Here is an 18,232-nt window from a genome sequence, read left to right as displayed (position 1 = left end):
TAAAACAGAAGCAAAGCGGCTACTCATTATCGATTTTATAAATATAATGATCTGCATAATCATTTGATGATAAGCTTTTTTCATTTTTAGTGGTTGGTAAAACGTAAACTAATTTTCCAATATTATGACTCAAATTAAATTACACTGACATCAATTCGTATCTGTTACGAATACTTACTGAACTTAAAATAATGGATAGGATCCCCTTATATCCCCTAACATAGCAAATGCGTAACTAAAATTTGATAAAGCAAAGCGTTAATTATTGTGGTTTAACCGATAAATATCCTCCATGCTAATGCCACTCAATTAATTAAAATTAAAGAATTTTGTCGTCGACGATGTATCATAAATTAAAAAAGCTATGACTAAAAGTCTTTGTCGATTAACAATTTTTTATTAATTTTCCTATAAAAATTTTTAGAGATAATCGATTTTCTCTGCAATAATTAACTGCTACATTAATTAAAGGTATTATAATTAAGAATGCAATAATATTAACATAATAAAATTTTGAGACTTTTTAATGAAAACTTATATACCCGGTAAAGATGCCGCCTTAGAAGATTCAATTACCCATTTCCAGCAACGCCTTGCTAATTTCGATTTAGAAGTTAACGAAACATCTTGGCTTAATCCTGTGCCCAATGTCTGGTCAGTACATATTCAAAATAAAAACTGCCCGCTATGTTTTGCTAACGGTAAAGGTGCTAGCAAAAAAGCAGCCTTAGCCTCAGCTTTAGGTGAATATTTTGAACGCTTGTCGACTAACTACTTTTTTTCTGATTTTTATTTAGGACAAAAAGTAGCAAATAGTGACTTCGTCCATTACCCTACAGAAAAATGGTTTGCCATTACTGATGATAATCGCTTACCAGAGGGAATACTTTCACCAGAATTATTATCATTCTATGATCCTGATCATGAATTATCAGCACGTGATCTGATTGATTTACAATCCAGTAATAATGCACGTGGTATATGTGCCTTACCTTTTATACAACAATCAAATCAAAAAACCGTGTATGTCCCCGTTAATTTGATTGCTAATTTATATGCTTCAAATGGTATGTCTGCTGGCAATAGCCAAAACGAGGCTCGGGTTCAAGCATTATCAGAAATTTTTGAACGTTATGTTAAAAACTCTATTATTACACAAGCTATAAGTTTGCCAACTATTCCTAATGACGTTTTAAACCGCTATCCTAATACCGTAAAATCGATAGCATCATTAGAACAAGAAGGCTTTCCTATTTTCTGTTTTGATGCATCATTAGGTGGACAGTTTCCAGTAATCTGCGTAGTTTTGTTCAATCCAGACAATGGTACCTGTTATGCTTCATTTGGCGCACATCCTGATTTTGGGGTTGCACTAGAAAGAACTGTTACTGAGTTATTACAAGGTCGGAGCTTAAAAGACTTAGATGTTTTTTCCCCGCCTTCATTTGATAATGATGATGTAGCTGATCTTAGCAATTTAGAAACCCATTTCATTGACTCAAGTGGATTAATTTCATGGGACTTATTCAGTCAACAAGCTGATTATGCGTTTGTCGATTGGGATTTTTCAGGTTCAACTGAACAAGAATTTCATAATCTTATGTCCATCATGAAGCAACAAGATATTGAAGTTTTGATTATGGATTATCAACATTTAGACGTATATGCTTGTCGTATTTTAGCCGTCGGTATGTCAGAAATTTACCCCCCTGAAGATTTGTTAATTGCTAACAATAACATGGCGATAGATTGGCGTAATACCATATTGTCATTACCTAATAGTGAACTAAACATTGATCAATATTTAGCCCTGATTAACCAACTTGACAATAATAGTTTCGATGATTCTGGCCGAATTCGTGAGTTACTAGGTCTGGCAACCGGTAGTAATAATGCTTGGTTTACTCTACGCGTTGGAGAATTAAAAGCCATGTTAGCCTTAGCAGGACAAGATTTAGAACAAGCAAAAGATTGGATCGATTGGACTATCGAAATGAATAGTTCGATTTTCAGTAAGGAACGTAACCATGCCTATCGTTGTTTGCAAACGCTAGTCGATTTTGCATTATCGCGCGATAAACAACAGTTTTCAGATTACCAAGCAGCATTTAATAAAATGTATGGTGAAACAACGGTTACGACCATGTGGCAATATGTCACTGCTGAAAAACGTTTCTTTGGGTTATTTGCCTTTGATAACAATCTTTCAGAATTTACTGCTCATCAACAATTATTATCGGTTTATACAAAATTAAAACAAACAATGAATTAATCAAATAACACCAAAAATCTGTGGGACAGTTGTCCTACAGAATGGCTAATGATTTAATTTAGCATCACATTTATCTCGCAATTTTAGAATAATATTAACAAATCTTTGATTATCATTTCTACAATGAACGAGATATCATGATATTTTCTTAAAAATATAACAACATAATATTTTTTAATCGTGACTACTTTAATCAGATAAAATCTGTAAAATGCTAGATAAATCATCTTAACAGACACCAATCCGTAGAATAATAACGAGGAAAGAATGAGCAATCAAAGTCAACAATGTGTTATTGCAAAATTTGGTGGCACCAGTGTTGCCGATTATCAGGCGATGAGTAACAGTGCAAATATCGTTTTGAATAATCCCAATGTTAAAGTCGTTGTTTTATCGGCGTCGGCAGGAATAACCAATTTATTAGTAGCCTTAGCTGAAGGACGTGAACCCGAAGTTCGTAAGCAGCACATCGCTAAAATCCAAAACATTCAATATAATATTTTAGAACAACTTCCTGAGAATCCACACCTTCGCGAAGAAATAGATCACGCTATTAATAGCATCGCCTCTTTATCCGAAGCCGCCAGTTTGGCCACTTCTCCCGCTCTTACCGATGAATTAGTCAGTTACGGTGAATTAATGTCTTCACGCTTATTTGTTGAAGTGTTAAAACAAAAAAATAAACAGGCTATCTGGTTTGATGTGCGTAAAGTAATGCGAACTGATAATAAATTTGGCAAAGCAGTGCCAAAGATTGAAGAAATTAAACAACTTTGCTGTGCTCATCTTAAATCGTTAAACACACAACATATCATCGTGACACAAGGTTTTATTGGCAGCGAAAGTTCAGGTAAAACGACTACATTAGGTCGTGGAGGCAGTGATTATACGGCAGCTTTGCTAGGCGAAGCATTAAATGCCACACAAATAGATATTTGGACTGATGTAGCAGGAATTTTTACCACCGATCCGCGTATCGCATCGAATGCTAAACGTATTGATGAAATTACCTTTGCAGAAGCTGCCGAAATGGCGACTTTTGGTGCTAAAGTACTTCATCCTGCAACACTAGTGCCAGCAGTTCGCAGCAATATACCTGTATTTGTTGGTTCAAGTAAAGCACCCGATGAAGGAGGAACGATTGTTTATAGCGCCAATAGTATTAAATCTGAATTACCACTATTTAGAGCTGTCGCGTTACGTCGTAAACAAACACTTTTAACCCTGCATAGCCTAAATATGCTACATGCCCAAGGTTTTTTGGCTAATGTATTTGCTATTTTAGCTAAACATAATATTTCTGTCGATTTAGTCACCACTTCTGAAGTTAGTATTGCATTAACGATTGATACTACTGGAACAAGTACCGATGGTTGTAGCTTAATCACTAAAGAATTACTTGATGAGCTGTCCTCATTATGCAATGTAGAAGTGCAAGAAGATTTAGCCTTAGTTGCAATAATTGGAAATAATCTAACTACGATTAAAGGTATGGCTAAAAAAGTTTTTGATCCATTAGAACAATTTAGTATTCGACTATCCTGTTATGGTGCCAGTACACACAATATCTGCTTTTTAGTTAAGAGTAATGATGCCGACTCAATTGTAAATCTTCTACATCAATCTTTATTTGAATAATTGACTAATCGGTGGGTAACACAGCCCACCAATTCGAAGACCCTCTCAAATCATAAAGTGGCGTTTTTAACTAAATTAATTGTCACACCCTATCAGATAAAATAAATATAACTATTGGATTTTTATAAATATTTTTATAGAATGAATATAATTATTTTTTAAAGTTATTAAATATTGATTTTGACAAGCTCATTGCATTTCTGATTTATTGATCAATAACGAGTCTAAAAAAGATTTAACAATCAGTAATAATGTTAAAACCTAAATCAGTCTTGTTTTAAAGTAAAATTTAAAACAGTGTAGTAACTAAGATTTTCATCAATGTCATTAATAAAGGAAAGAATCATGGGTATTTTAAGCTGGATTATTTTAGGTCTTATTGCTGGTTGGTTAGCAAAATTTTTCATGCCAATTGGAAGCGTTGGTGTGGTTAAAACGATTTTATTAGGTATTGCTGGATCACTAATTGGGGGCTATATCAGTACTTTCCTTGGTTGGGGAAGCGTTTCAGGTTTTAATTTCCCAAGTTTAATCATTTCTGTATTAGGCGCAATTTTATTGATTTGGATTTATCGCCTTATCAAAAATTAAATTTATTGATTTTTAGCCCGACTTTTGTCGGGCCTTCCCCGATACATTTTTTATTTTCTCAGTAGTCGGCAAAATTTTCTTTTACCCTTTCTATTGGAGCCTACGACTAAGTTTGTTATATTGTTGAACATGTTAATAACATTTAACTGGAAATTTCATGTTAAAAATCTTCAACACGTTAACTCGCGAAAAAGAATTATTTCAACCGATTCATGCAAAAAAAGTTGGCATGTATGTTTGTGGGGTAACGATCTATGATTTATGTCATATTGGTCATGGCAGAACGTTTGTTGCATTCGATGTTATCACGCGCTATCTACGCTTTTTAGGTTATGACTTAACCTATGTGCGCAATATTACTGATGTCGATGATAAAATAATCAAACGAGCGCTAGAAAATGGCGAAACCTGTGATCAACTTACCGAACGCATGCTACAAGAAATGTATGCTGATTTCGATGCTTTAAATATTCAGCGTCCTGATATTGAACCTCGGGCTACGCGGCAAATTCCACAAATTATAAAACTAGTTGAAAAATTATTAGCCAATGACCATGCATACGTTGCCGATAATGGTGATGTGATGTTTGCTGTCGATAGTGATCCAAATTACGGTATTCTATCCAGACAAAATTTAGAACAATTGCAAGCCGGGGCGCGAGTCGATATTGTCGATGTTAAACGTAACCCGATGGATTTTGTTTTATGGAAAATGTCTAAGCCAAATGAACCTAGCTGGGATTCACCTTGGGGTAAAGGTCGTCCAGGTTGGCACATTGAATGTTCTGCTATGAATTGCGATAAATTAGGTGAGCATTTTGACATTCATGGTGGGGGTTCTGATCTAATGTTTCCACATCATGAAAATGAAATTGCCCAATCCACTTGTGCACATCATGGCCAGTACGTTAATTATTGGATGCATTCAGGTATGGTCATGGTTGATCAAGAAAAAATGTCTAAGTCATTAGGTAATTTTTTCACGATTCGTGATGTTTTAAAACATTATGATCCTGAAACAGTACGCTATTTCTTACTATCGGGACATTATCGTAGTCAACTTAATTATAGTGAAGAAAACCTAAAACAAGCTCGCATTGCACTCGAACGATTATATACTGCTTTACGTGATACAGATAAATCATTGGTATATGTGCCGGCTAATAGCCATTATCTACAACGATTTTGCCTCGCTATGAATGATGATTTTAATACTCCTGAAGCTTTCTCGGTATTATTCGACCTTGCGAGAGAAATCAATAAAACCAAAGCTGATATTCAGCTTGAATTAGCTAATCAGTTAGCGGCTGAATTGCGTTATTTAGCACAGGTACTTGGACTGCTCGAACAAGATCCGCTACACTTTTTACAAAGTGATAACCAAGATAATTTGGATATTGCGAAAATTGAGGCATTAATTCAACAACGTAATGAAGCTCGCGCAGCAAAAGATTGGGCACTTGCCGATCAAGCTCGAGATGCATTAAACGCAATGAATATTGTGCTCGAAGACGGTGCAAACGGTACCACTTGGCGTAAAAAAAGCGTCTAGTGTTGCAATTTAATATTAATCGCTTAAATCAGTTTGTATCATAACTTACAAACTGATTTATTAGTTCATTAATGTATTTTTCAAAAATTCTTAAATAGAATTCGTTTTTTACTTAAATATTTATGACAGCTATAAATAAACATTAAAATCAGGGTAAAAACCAAATTTTCTTACTTTCTATTTACTTATTAAAAATCTTAACACCCTCTATACTTAATATTTTTAGTATTAAAGTCCCAGACAATAAAAATCGATGGTATATTTAGTTGAAAAAAACAATTTTATCTCATAATAAGTCATTACCGATAAATGATAACTTTTTTGCTGCTAATCACTGTACTTTGGATAATAACAAATACTCTTTATAATCTTTGGTATGTTTGAGTAATAAGAACAATATCGCTAAACTTTAGTGATTTTTTAAATCTAATTGTATTTTTTATTTGATAATGATTAATACGATTTTGGATATTTATGTAAATTGTTTTTTAGAAACTCGCAAACGATCTACAAGCTATCTAGTAATAATAATGGCCCTGTTCATTGAAAGAGAAACATTGAAATAAATTATCCGCATGGCGCATAAGTCATCTTAATTAACAAATAGTACCTATTTTCACAAACCACAATCAATAATAATCACTGATGCACTATAACGATTAATTATTTATCAATATCTAATTAATTATCCGTCATAGCTTTACAGGATTTTCCTGTACTATAACTCAATGAATTTTATGGATTATCATAACATTAACCGACATAATTACACGCACTATTGAGGAATATTACAATCTAACTTGTTGCCACCAGAATCCGTTAATGGGAAGACTGTTTCTCCGCATAAATATTTAATAAAATCCAGTTGCTGAATAATCAAACAAGTTTGTAAATAGATTAAAATCGGAACTAAAATTTACAGAAATATAAAAAACATTACATCTAATCTGATTAGATTAATTTTTCTGTTGTTTATCAACTGAGGTTAAAATACCACGTAAAATATTTAACTCTTGCTGTTCTATACGAGCGCGGGTAAATAGTCGACGTAAACGCCCCATAATTTGCCCAGGATGATTAACATTAATAAAACCAGTATTAATTAATGTCTGTTGCAAATGTTGGTAAAAACGTTCTATGTCCATATCTTTTGGATAATCATTTGCTTCATTTATTTGTTGAGGTTGCTGATTAAATTGAATAATTGTGCGCCGAATCTCGTAACATAATACCTGCACTGACATGGCTAAATTTAATGAACTATATTCTGGGTTAGCCGGAATTGAAACATGATAATGACATTTTTGCAATTCTTCATTGGTTAAGCCAACTCGCTCCCGCCCAAAAACCAATGCAACTTTATGGCCTTGTTGCAGCTCTGCCACAATTTTCTCACCACATTGATAAGACTCTAGATGAGGCCATTGTAAATGACGTGAGCGTGCACTAGTCCCAATAACCATTTCGCATTCAGCAATAGCTTCTTCCATAGAATTAACAATTTGTGCATTTTTAATAATATCACTCGCACCGGCGGCTAATGAAATGGATTGCGAATCCGGTTTAATGATGGGATTAACTAAACACAATTGCGTTAAACCCATGGTTTTCATAGCTCGAGCAGCTGAGCCCATATTACCAGTATGTGAAGTTTCGATTAAAACGATTTTTATATTTGTCAATGAAAGCATTATCTGAAAATCCAAGAAAATTTATGTCGTATTTTAACATAAACTAGAAAAAGCCTAAAATACTGTTATACTATACGGCTAAATCGTCTCATTACCCCATTATTTTTTGGGGAAAATATTTTGTTCTTTAACACCAATTGGAAATATCGTTATGCATCCGATGCTGAATATCGCTATTCGCGCTGCCCGTAAAGCGGGTAATGTAATTATAAAATCTTATGAAAATCCATCTTCTGTTAAGGTCGATGCGAAAGGTGAAAATGATTTTGTCACCAATGTTGATCGCGCGGCTGAATCATTAATTATTGAAACAATTAAAAAAGCTTACCCAGATCATACCATCATCAGTGAAGAAAGTGGGCTGATTAAAGGTCAAGATACTGATATTCAGTGGATTATCGATCCAATTGATGGCACCACCAACTTTATTAAAGGCATTCCTCATTGTGCAGTTTCCATTGCTGTTCGTATTAAAGGGCGAACGGAAGTTGGTGTCGTTTATAACCCGATGCTTAATGAGTTATTTACTGCCTCCAGAGGTCAGGGTGCGCAGCTAAATGGTTATCGTATTCGTACCAATCTGAGTGTAAAAGAGATACAAGGTAGTGTATTTGCCATTGCCTTCCCACATAAAATGAAACAATATAGTGAATACTATTTTAATGTTTTAGAAAAGATGTTTACCAAATGTAGCGATTTTCGGCGTAATGGCTCAGCTGCTTTAGATTTTTGCTATATTGCCAGTGGGCGGTTAGACGGATATTTCGAAATTGGATTAAAACCATGGGATATTGCGGCAGGTGAACTTATCTTAAGAGAAGCTGGCGGTATTATTACTGATTTTAATGGCGGTAATAATTATTTAGTTTCCGGCAATGTCGTTGCTGGTTCACCGAAAATTGTTAAAGAGTTTTTGTCATTAACGCAAAATGATTGGCCTGAGCGTTTAAAATGTTAATTGTATAATCCGATATTCGATTAATAACCGACAATTGTCGGTTATTTAATTAACTAATACTATCGCTTTTTTATAAAATAAACCCGCTTGAAAATAGCTAGAACAACATAATGATTTATTATTAAGTCATCGCCAACCAACTAATAATCAGTCTCATTTTACTATCATTATTTAACATGATGATTTTTTTAGCTAAACAAGATTAAATTGGTTGGTTATTTTTAACAAATTTTATACTTAACCTACGTAATCAGTAATCTCATCTGTTTCACCTGCTCCATTAGTGTTAAAGAAATGAAGCAAGCTGTTATCATAAGAACTTAAACTGAACAGAAATAAACAAAAAACAGTTTAGTCAAAATCAATTTAAGTGATGAAAATCAAAACTTCAATGTTTTCAACCAATTTGTTACATCTTCACCTAATGATTGATGACGCATAGCATATTCTACAAAGGTTTGTATATAGCCCAGTTTATTACCGCAATCATGGCTACGACCAATAATACAATAGGCATCAACACTATCTTGTTCGAGCAACATAGCTATTGCATCGGTTAATTGAATCTCATCGCCGGCACCTGGGGGAGTTTTTGCTAATAATGGCCAAATTTTTTCTGACAAAACATAACGTCCGACAATGGATTGATTAGAAGGCGCTTCTTTCTCCGATGGTTTTTCAACAACTCCATACATTTGTATGGTATTGCCAGCAGAAAGTTCTTCACCATGACAATCAATGATACCATAAGAAGATACCATCTCATGAGGTACCGGCTCTACCATTATTTGGCTATGTTTAGTTTGATGATAATTAGCAATCATCGCAGCTAAATTATCCTGCTTTAAATTACTGGTGTATTCATCAATGATGACATCCGGCAATACCACCGCAAAAGGTTCATTACCAACTAACGGATAAGCACATAAAATAGCGTGCCCTAGCCCTTTGGCAAGCCCTTGCCTCACACTGGAAAGCGTCACATTTTTTGGTAAAATTGATTGTACTTCCGATAATAATTGTCGCTTAACACGTGCTTCTAGCATTGCTTCTAATTCGAAACTGGTATCAAAATGGTTTTCAATAGAGTTCTTAGACGAATGTGTAACAAAAATAATTTCTGTAATACCTGCCGCAATACACTCATTCACTACATATTGAATTAACGGTTTATCCACAACCGGTAACATTTCTTTCGGAATTGCTTTTGTTGCAGGTAACATTCTAGTCCCTAATCCGGCAACCGGTATCACCGCTTTGGTAACCTTGCCTGTTACCGAAGATTGAAAATTGGTAAACATAAAAATCCTTATCCTATAAATAAAATTCAGTGTATAACGGATAGTATCAACTATCTTAGCATAAGCTTAACGCGTTGTTGCAACAAGGTGTCCTTAAATCATACATAAATGAAAAAACAGCCAAATCCAATCTATTCTTTATAAAATAATTATTAGCATTGATAATGCTATATAATTTGGTATCTAATAACAAATTATATCGGTAATTTATTAATCATAAATACCAAATAATACAGCAATTATTACGGAACCCAATCTTTATTTCATAAGATGTGATGTAATAACAAATTTCTAATACAGTTTAACTATCGTGTCAATTGATAGTATTTTACATTTAAGAGAATGATTCCCCACATTTATTGAAAGTAAAGTTAATATCCTGTTAACCATGCGTAGAAAAATAATCTAACTCAATTACGCTTAAGAGTAATTATTAATTTAGAGAAGAAATAATTTTCTTTAAATTTAACTTAATCATTTATAACAGTGAGTCCTTGATCACTAATTAACTGTGGATCATAAAAATTATTTGATAGTGAATTGACAGAAATATAAACTATTTGGCAATTAGATAAAATTGCCTTATAAAAAATATAGTTTGAATTTCGATCTCTTCGGACTTTTTGTTCCGTTGTTAAATAAAGATCATTATCTACATCATCATCAAACAAAACAGAAAGTGCATTAAATCGGTGTATCCAAATATGAGAATCAGGATATTCACGTTGAATAATCTCACCCGTTAACTTACCTTTCATGCCCTGATATGCTGATGAAAGGGTTGCACTAGCTCGACTCTGTGCAACATAAATGTGATTAAAGCCTTCAGTAAGCTTGTTTTGGGGTAATTGATTAAATTGGAATTCAATACCTGCTAATGTATTGTATTGACAATGTGGTAGCCTGTCAGGCTGAACTTTAAAATTTAAAGCATGACAACCTACTAAGCCAAAAAGGGAAAATAGTATTACGTACAACTTTTTCATTATGCATAAAATAAGGAAGTGCCAACTGATTTTAATTTAGCACAGTAACACTCCCTTTCATTAAAATAGCCTATTCACCTGATGCATTTGACAGTGCTTTACCACCCGATTGAATATCTTCACCGACCCCTTTTACTGTATGACAACCAGCAACAGCAAGAACGATTAAGAGACTTGATAACATCAATACTATTTTACGCATTAGATTTCTCCTTGACTTAAAAAACTTCAGCAAATGCTGAAGCGACATTAACGACATTACGATTATTTAGTCCGGCAACACACATACGACCACTGCCAACTAAATAAATAGCATAATCTGTTTTCAATTTTTCAACCTGATCTTTGGTTAATCCGGTATAACTAAACATCCCTTGTTGTTGTAATAAATAATCAAAATTACGATCAGGTATAATCTGTTTTAACGTGTCAACCATTGTGGTACGCATCTGTTTGATGCGATTACGCATTGTATTCACTTCTTCTATCCACAATGCTTTTAACGAAGGGTTATTTAAAACATGAGCAACAATTTGAGCTCCGGTATTGGCTGGGCTGGAATAATTACAACGTACCGTTGCTTGTAATTGACCAAAAACATTTTTCGCAATGTTTTTATCATCACAAATTACTGACAGCCCTCCTACCCGTTCACCATATAATGAAAAAGTTTTCGAAAAAGAATTACTGATAAAACCGGATATTCCTGATGCAGCAAGCGCTTGGATAGCATAAACATCTTCATCAATTCCCCTGGCAAATCCTTGATAAGCAATATCCATAAAAGGAATTAAATCACGTTGTTTGAGTTGTTCGATCACTAAGTCCCACTGTAAATTTGTCAGGTCAGCGCCAGTTGGATTATGGCAACAAGGATGTAACAAAACAATACTTTTAGCGGGTAATTGACTTAAAGTCGTTAACATTGCATCAAAATTTACCCCACCTGTATCTCTATCAAAATAAGGATAATGATTAACTGTAAAACCGGCACCTTTAAAGATGGTAACATGATTTTCCCAAGTCGGGTCACTGACCCAAACTTGGGAATCTGGAAAGTAACGACACAGAAAATCTGCACCAATTTTTAGTGCCCCCGATCCCCCTAGCGTTTGAATTGTCACAACTCGACCCGACTTTACTATCGGGCTATCACTACCAAACAGCAAATTTTGAATTGCCTGACAATAACTTGCTAATCCACTCATTGGTAAATATAGCGTCGCGTTATCACGCGTTTGATACAAGGCATCAATTGCTGTTTTTACACAAGACAATTGTGGCACCTTACCATTTTCATCATAATAATAACCGATACTCAGATTAACTTTTTCATCCCTTTTATCCTGAATAAAATCATATACTAAAGATAAAATTGGATCGCCTGCATAGGGAGCGACTTTCTCAAACATAATAACTGCCTTCTTTTTCTTAGAGTGAGTTAATGAATATGTATCGATTATTACACTAAGTTTTTAACCAATCAATATAGATCATTTCTTTTTATTATGATTTTGTAATAACCGGTCGTGATAATTAACATATTGAATTTCAATAATTTATTATCATTAATCATTAGCTGCGGCAAGCTCAATCAGTTCTTTCAGTTTCTCTTTTGTACCTGCATAATTATTTGTACTATCTAATACTATTTGATATTTATTATTCACAATAATCGTCGGTACATATTGCAACTCATAAGATTTAGCTAAATCGAGCGCTTGAGAGACTTGCTGTTCAACATCATCAGATTGATAAAATTGTTCAAGCAAATGGCGATCTACATTTTCACTTTCAGCCCAATCTAATAATTCATTTTCATCTTCAAGATTTAATTTTTGCTCATGAATCGCTTTATAAATTAAAGGCATTATCCGTGTTTGCTCAGTCGGTGAAATCATACCTAAAGCATAGAAAAATTTGGCATAAGCAAACCATTTCCCTTTTCGCGGTATGGCAACACGTTTGAAGGTCACATTACTAGGTTGTTCAGCTAGCCATGACACAATTTCCGGTTCCAATTTGTAACAATAAGAACAACCGTAAGAAAAAAATTCTATCACTTCTATCTTACCCTGATTATTTTCATGGTTAGCTGGTTGATTTTTTATAAGAATATAGTCTTTATTTTCAGTCAAAGCAGCGGCTGCGTTACCGAAAACGAATAAAGAAAAACTAATTAGAACCACTCTCAAAAGAAATTTACTCATTATGGCGCCTCATCATTGATACATATTCAAAAATTAGTCATTAATATAATTTGTTATCTAACAAGATAAAATAATCGAAAAGCTTAACTGTTATGATTTGCCCATTATGGGTTCTTAACTGCGATTACTTCAATTTCAACTTTAGCATCCCTGGGAATACGCGCCACCTCAACACAAGAACGGGCGGGAAAAGATGCATTATTTTCTCTAAAAAATTGTTCGTAAACCGCATTTACGGCGGTAAAATCATTTAAATCAGCTAAAAATACCGTCGTCTTAATAATATTAGCTGGTTCGCAACCAGCCGCCAGTAGAATAGCTTTAATATTGGCTAAACTTTGGCGAGTCTGATCACTTATATCACTTGGCATACTACCGGTTTTTATGTCAATAGGAATTTGTCCTGAAACAAATAATAGTTGACCTAAATCAACCGCTTGAACATAAGGACCAATTGCAGCTGGAGCATTTTCTGTATTTATAATTTTTACCATTTTTATTTTCTCAATAGCTATTTAATTTAAATTATTTATCGTACTACTAAACAGTATATAAGTAAAAACCGTCAAATTGCAAAATTTTACTTAAAGACTGTTATATATTTGATATATTGCTTAAAATCAAAAGAATATTATCTATTTTAAGCTGAGTATTAAAAAATACTCAGTCATACTTTATATAATGAGAATTTTAAATTGACTAAAGTTAATTTCGGATAGCATAAATAGATAATTAATCACCAAAATTAAAGCGTCATATTCATTTGTAATTCAAAAATTGCTGGATAATACGACAAACTTTTATCACAAAGAAAATCGGATAAAACTGGATTTGATAATATTAATTTAACATGGATTGTCGTGCTGCATATTACATATGCAGCAGCTATTTAAAAAGACGGTTTTATCTAATATTTATCATTTGATTAAGGCTGATAAGTTTGATTTTCAACAAAAAAGCATGAGATTTTATGCTGATCATAATCAATTAATTGTGGTTGTTGTTGTGTACATTGCTCAAATGCTAATCGGCAGCGCGCATTGAAGGCACACCCTTTTGGTGGATTTAATGGGCTAGGTAACTCACCTGTCAGTTTGATACGTTCTCGTCTTAAATCAGGATTTAAACGCGGCGTAGCTGACAATAAAGCTTGAGTATAGGGATGTTGCGGGTTATCGTAGACGGTATTTTTACTGCCTTGTTCAACACATCGTCCTAGATACATTACCATAACATCATCGGCAATATGCTCAACGACGGAAAGATCATGTGAAATAAACACATAAGATAAACCAAGCTCATCTTGTAAATCCATCATTAAATTTAACACTTGAGCGCGAACCGAAACATCTAACGCAGATACTGGCTCATCAGCGACGACTATTTCAGGATCAAGCATTAAACCTCGAGCAATAGCAATGCGTTGTCGTTGTCCACCGGAAAACATATGCGGATAACGATCATAAAATTCTTCTTTTAATCCAACTTTGCTCATCATCGCCAAAACTTTGGCTTTGCGATCACTCTTTGATAATTCGGTGTTAATTAATAATGGCTCTTCTAAAATTGTGCCAATTTTTTTTCGTGGATTCAATGAAGCATAGGGATTTTGAAAAACAATTTGGATCTTTTGACGACGTAATTTATCGGTTTTAGGATCAGCTTCTAATAAGCTTTGTCCTTTGAAAAAGAGCTCACCCGATGTCGGTCGTTCGATCATCGTCAACATTCTGGCTAATGATGATTTACCACAACCAGACTCACCAACAACCGCTAATGTTTTGCCTTTTTCAAGGCTAAAGGATACCCCATCAACCGCTTTAACTTGTTTGGTCTGCTTTTTTAATAAACCACTTTTAACTGGATAATATTGTTTAAGATTTTTAGCTTCTAATAGTACAGGATTATCGGTATTGTTATTCATAACTTGGATTCCCCTCTGGCGATAAGGGATAATGACATTTCACTTGTCGATTTTCACTTCGCGCATGTAATATTGGTTCAACGGTTTTACACTGCTTATCAGCATAAGGACACCGAGGATTTAATAAACAGCCATGTGGTCTATCATATTTGCCGGGTACCACACCTGATAAAGACGCAAGACGTTGCTTATCTTGGGTAAATTCCGGCAATGAGTTAAGTAATGCCTGAGTATATGGATGTAACGGTGATTTAAAAATCACTTCGGCATCACCAATTTCGACGATTTGCCCTGCATACATGACTATAATTTTATGGGCAGCTTCAGCAACTAACGCAAGATCATGGGTGATTAATACCAACGCCATATTATCTTTTTTCTGCAGATCTAATAATAGCTCGATAATTTGCCCTTGGATGGTCACATCTAATGCAGTAGTTGGTTCATCGGCTATCAATAATTTTGGATTACAAGCAATCGCTATCGCTATCATCACACGTTGACTCATACCACCAGAAAGTTGATGTGGATACACATTTAACCGATTAGCTGGATCAGGAATACCAACACAGTTTAATAATTTAATAGCTCGTTCACGACGTTGCTTTTTACTGCCACCATGGTGAATTTTAATTGCTTCCATAATTTGATAACCCACAGTAAAACAGGGGTTTAAACTGGTCATTGGATCCTGAAAAATCATGGCGACATCAGCACCGACTATTCTACGTCGTGCTTTTTCAGAAATGGTTTTCAGATCATGCCCATCAAAATGTAACGCATTGGCAGTTACCTTACCTGGGAAATCAATGAGTCCCATAATTGCTAATGAACTAACCGATTTACCCGACCCAGATTCACCAACAATCCCGACTACCTGACCTTGTTCAACTTGATAGCTAATACGATCTACCGCTTTAAATTCACCAAATTGAACAGCTAATTCTTTAACTTCTAATAACGCCATATTACATCCCCTTACTGTTTCAACTTTGGATCCAGTGCATCACGCAAACCATCACCCATTAAATTAAATGCAAGCACTGTCATTAAAATGACCAGTCCTGGGAATGTCACAACCCACCATGCAGATTGTACAAATTGTAAAACATCTGAGAGCATCGTTCCCCATTCTGGTGTTGGTGGCTGAGCGCCCATACCTAGAAAACCAAGTGCTGCCATATCTAATATGGCATTGGAAAAACCTAATGATGCTTGCACAATTAAAGGGGACAAGCAATTGGGTAAGATATTAATAAACATTTGTCTAAATGCACCTGCACCAGCCACTTTTGATGCAATGACATAATCCTTATTTAATTCGGTTATCATTGCGGCACGGGTTAAACGAACATAGTGAGGTAGTGCAATAAATGCCAAAGCTATTGCTGCATTGATAATAGATGGACCGAGTATGGCAACCATAACCAATGCCAATATTAAACTTGGCAAAGCTAACATGATGTCGACAATCCGCATAATGAGGTTGTCAACAATCCCACCAACATAACCGGCGATTAAACCAAGGGTAATACCTAAAATTAGCGATAAAATAACAACCAAGCAACCAATTAATAATGATAACCGAGCGCCATAAATTAAACGCGATAAAATATCTCTACCAACATCATCGGTACCAAGAATAAACTGCCAACTTCCTCCTTCCATCCAAACAGGTGGGGCAAGTAAATAATCTCTGAATTGTTCAGCCGGCAAATGCGGAGCCACAAAATCGGCAAAAATTGCTAAAAAAACGACAATAATGATGTAGATTAAACCAACAACTGCACCTTTATTTTTCTTAAAATAACACCAAAATTCTTGTAATGGTGTCATTGGTAGTGGTGCACTATTTTCCATATCTTGCTCAATAACATTTTCTGATAAAATTTTACTATTCATGGGCAAAAGACTCTTATTTTTTATGACGTATTCGTGGATTAATAATGCCATATAACATATCGATCACCAGATTGACCAAAATGATTAGCGTTGCAACAATCAATACCCCACTCTGTACGACAGGGTAATCTCTACGCTGTAATGAATCGATCAGCCAGCGCCCAATTCCCGGCCATGAAAAAACAGTTTCAGTTAATATTGCACCGGCAAGCATTGATCCGACTTGTAAACCAATTATTGTCACAACTGGAATCATCGCATTACGTAATGCATGCACCATAATAATTCGCCAACGACTAACCCCTTTAGCTCGAGCAGTTCGAATATAATCTTCATTTAATACTTCAAGCATTGCTGAACGCGTCATACGAACAATGACAGCCAAAGGAATGGTACCTAATACGATGGATGGTAAAATTAGGTGTTGCACTGCATCAATAAAATCACCTTCTTCACCCCAAAATAAGGTATCAATCAGCATAAAACCGGTTAAAGGATTACTATCATCTAAAAATAGCATATCACTCACCCGACCTGAAACAGGGGTTAGATTTAAATGGACTGACACTAACATAACTAGCATCATCCCCCACCAAAAGATTGGCATAGAATAACCGGTTAATGACAAACTAATTGCGGTATGATCAAATATCGAACCGCGCTTAACGGCAGCAAGTACACCAATAGGAATACCAAAAAATACCGCAAACACCATAGCAGACATACCCAATTCAAAGGTTGCTTTGAAACGTGGTACAAATTCTTCCCAAACCGGAATTTGGCTTTTAAAAGAAACACCTAAATCACCATGAAAAATGCCGATTAAGTAATTAAAATATTGTTGATATAAGGGCTTATCAAGACCAAGTTGTGCCATTAATTCAGCGTGCCTTTCCGGCGATAAACCACGCTCTCCAGCCATAATTAGGACAGGATCACCGGGAATTAAATGCACAAAAACGAAGGTTAAGATCGTAACACCTAAAAATGTCGGTATTAATACACCAAATCGTTTTAAAAGGAATTGGAACATATTATATTGCTCTTTGCTTATATTAAGAATGAATATTATTTTTATTAAATTTATATAGTAAGATAATATTTACGCGAAAGATTAAAGGTAATTTATTCAATATTTATATTAAATAATGGGCGGGATTGTTTTACGAATATCATCCTAACGTTAACAGCTTTACAAGCAGCTAAC

The 18,232-nt window shown here is 34.7% G+C and carries 16 protein-coding genes; 5 read left to right on the top strand and 11 right to left on the bottom strand.

Translation table 11 applies throughout. The annotated features are described in order from the left end of the window. Positions 1 to 526 precede the first annotated feature (526 nt). The 4 genes from ycaO (at position 527) to cysS (ending at position 6,053) form a co-directional block, all read left to right on the top strand. Positions 527 to 2,272 carry a 30S ribosomal protein S12 methylthiotransferase accessory factor YcaO gene (gene ycaO / locus JMI89_RS05565; RefSeq protein ID WP_220679526.1) on the top strand — a complete coding sequence of 582 codons (1,746 nt, stop codon included), beginning with the start codon at positions 527 to 529 and terminating at the stop codon, positions 2,270 to 2,272. 267 nt (positions 2,273 to 2,539) lie between these two features. Continuing rightward, complete coding sequence (gene lysC, locus JMI89_RS05560; protein WP_220679525.1) at positions 2,540 to 3,910, top strand: lysine-sensitive aspartokinase 3; 1,371 nt, start codon at positions 2,540 to 2,542, stop codon at positions 3,908 to 3,910. 345 nt (positions 3,911 to 4,255) lie between these two features. Continuing rightward, positions 4,256 to 4,501, top strand: a complete 246-nt coding sequence (locus tag JMI89_RS05555; RefSeq protein WP_187754553.1) for a GlsB/YeaQ/YmgE family stress response membrane protein — start codon at positions 4,256 to 4,258, stop codon at positions 4,499 to 4,501. A 157-nt stretch (positions 4,502 to 4,658) separates the two neighbouring features. Next, on the top strand, positions 4,659 to 6,053 hold the full coding sequence (cysS, locus tag JMI89_RS05550; RefSeq protein WP_220679524.1) for a cysteine--tRNA ligase: 1,395 nt from the start codon (positions 4,659 to 4,661) through the stop codon (positions 6,051 to 6,053). Positions 6,054 to 7,009: 956 nt separating this feature from the next. On the opposite strand, the gene trmJ is transcribed toward cysS, so the two are convergent. After that, positions 7,010 to 7,744: a tRNA (cytosine(32)/uridine(32)-2'-O)-methyltransferase TrmJ gene (gene trmJ, locus JMI89_RS05545; protein ID WP_187754551.1), complete on the bottom strand. Its 735-nt coding sequence runs from the start codon at positions 7,742 to 7,744 to the stop codon at positions 7,010 to 7,012. Between the two features lie 151 nt (positions 7,745 to 7,895). Between trmJ and suhB the strand changes: the two genes are divergently transcribed. Beyond that, positions 7,896 to 8,702 (top strand): inositol-1-monophosphatase, encoded by an 807-nt coding sequence (gene suhB / locus JMI89_RS05540; RefSeq protein WP_187754550.1) that lies wholly within the window; start codon positions 7,896 to 7,898, stop codon positions 8,700 to 8,702. A gap of 380 nt (positions 8,703 to 9,082) precedes the next feature. Here the strand turns inward: suhB and galU are convergent, their stop codons facing one another. The 10 genes from galU to dppB form a co-directional block, all read right to left on the bottom strand. Beyond that, the gene (galU, locus tag JMI89_RS05535) at positions 9,083 to 10,003 is read right to left on the bottom strand and encodes a UTP--glucose-1-phosphate uridylyltransferase GalU (protein ID WP_187754549.1); all 921 of its coding nucleotides are present in this window, start codon (positions 10,001 to 10,003) and stop codon (positions 9,083 to 9,085) included. 470 nt (positions 10,004 to 10,473) lie between these two features. Continuing rightward, the gene (locus tag JMI89_RS05530) at positions 10,474 to 10,989 is read right to left on the bottom strand and encodes a hypothetical protein (RefSeq protein ID WP_220679523.1); all 516 of its coding nucleotides are present in this window, start codon (positions 10,987 to 10,989) and stop codon (positions 10,474 to 10,476) included. Positions 10,990 to 11,059: 70 nt separating this feature from the next. Then, entirely contained in the window at positions 11,060 to 11,191 is a 132-nt protein-coding gene (locus JMI89_RS05525; protein WP_187754547.1) for an entericidin A/B family lipoprotein, read from the bottom strand. Positions 11,192 to 11,207: 16 nt separating this feature from the next. Continuing rightward, positions 11,208 to 12,401 carry an amino acid aminotransferase gene (locus JMI89_RS05520; RefSeq protein ID WP_220679521.1) on the bottom strand — a complete coding sequence of 398 codons (1,194 nt, stop codon included), beginning with the start codon at positions 12,399 to 12,401 and terminating at the stop codon, positions 11,208 to 11,210. A gap of 156 nt (positions 12,402 to 12,557) precedes the next feature. After that, complete coding sequence (locus JMI89_RS05515) at positions 12,558 to 13,199, bottom strand: thiol:disulfide interchange protein DsbA/DsbL (RefSeq protein WP_220679520.1); 642 nt, start codon at positions 13,197 to 13,199, stop codon at positions 12,558 to 12,560. A 104-nt stretch (positions 13,200 to 13,303) separates the two neighbouring features. Beyond that, positions 13,304 to 13,693, bottom strand: a complete 390-nt coding sequence (locus JMI89_RS05510; RefSeq protein WP_187754544.1) for a RidA family protein — start codon at positions 13,691 to 13,693, stop codon at positions 13,304 to 13,306. A 431-nt stretch (positions 13,694 to 14,124) separates the two neighbouring features. Then, positions 14,125 to 15,123 (bottom strand): peptide ABC transporter ATP-binding protein, encoded by a 999-nt coding sequence (locus JMI89_RS05505; protein WP_187754543.1) that lies wholly within the window; start codon positions 15,121 to 15,123, stop codon positions 14,125 to 14,127. Continuing rightward, on the bottom strand, positions 15,116 to 16,090 hold the full coding sequence (dppD, locus tag JMI89_RS05500) for a dipeptide ABC transporter ATP-binding protein (RefSeq protein WP_187754542.1): 975 nt from the start codon (positions 16,088 to 16,090) through the stop codon (positions 15,116 to 15,118). The genes JMI89_RS05505 and dppD overlap by 8 nt, the downstream gene beginning before the upstream one ends. Before the next feature lie 11 nt (positions 16,091 to 16,101). After that, a complete protein-coding gene (gene dppC, locus JMI89_RS05495) occupies positions 16,102 to 16,983 on the bottom strand; it encodes a dipeptide ABC transporter permease DppC (RefSeq protein WP_187754832.1) in 882 nt (293 codons plus the stop codon). A 55-nt stretch (positions 16,984 to 17,038) separates the two neighbouring features. Beyond that, the gene (gene dppB / locus JMI89_RS05490; RefSeq protein ID WP_187754541.1) at positions 17,039 to 18,058 is read right to left on the bottom strand and encodes a dipeptide ABC transporter permease DppB; all 1,020 of its coding nucleotides are present in this window, start codon (positions 18,056 to 18,058) and stop codon (positions 17,039 to 17,041) included. Positions 18,059 to 18,232 lie beyond the last annotated feature (174 nt).

The organism is Frischella sp. Ac48, from assembly GCF_019641635.1.
Taxonomy (GTDB): domain Bacteria; phylum Pseudomonadota; class Gammaproteobacteria; order Enterobacterales; family Orbaceae; genus Frischella; species Frischella japonica.
The sequence above is the reverse complement of the archived record's forward strand: the minus strand, read 5'-3'. Positions and strand labels throughout refer to the sequence as shown.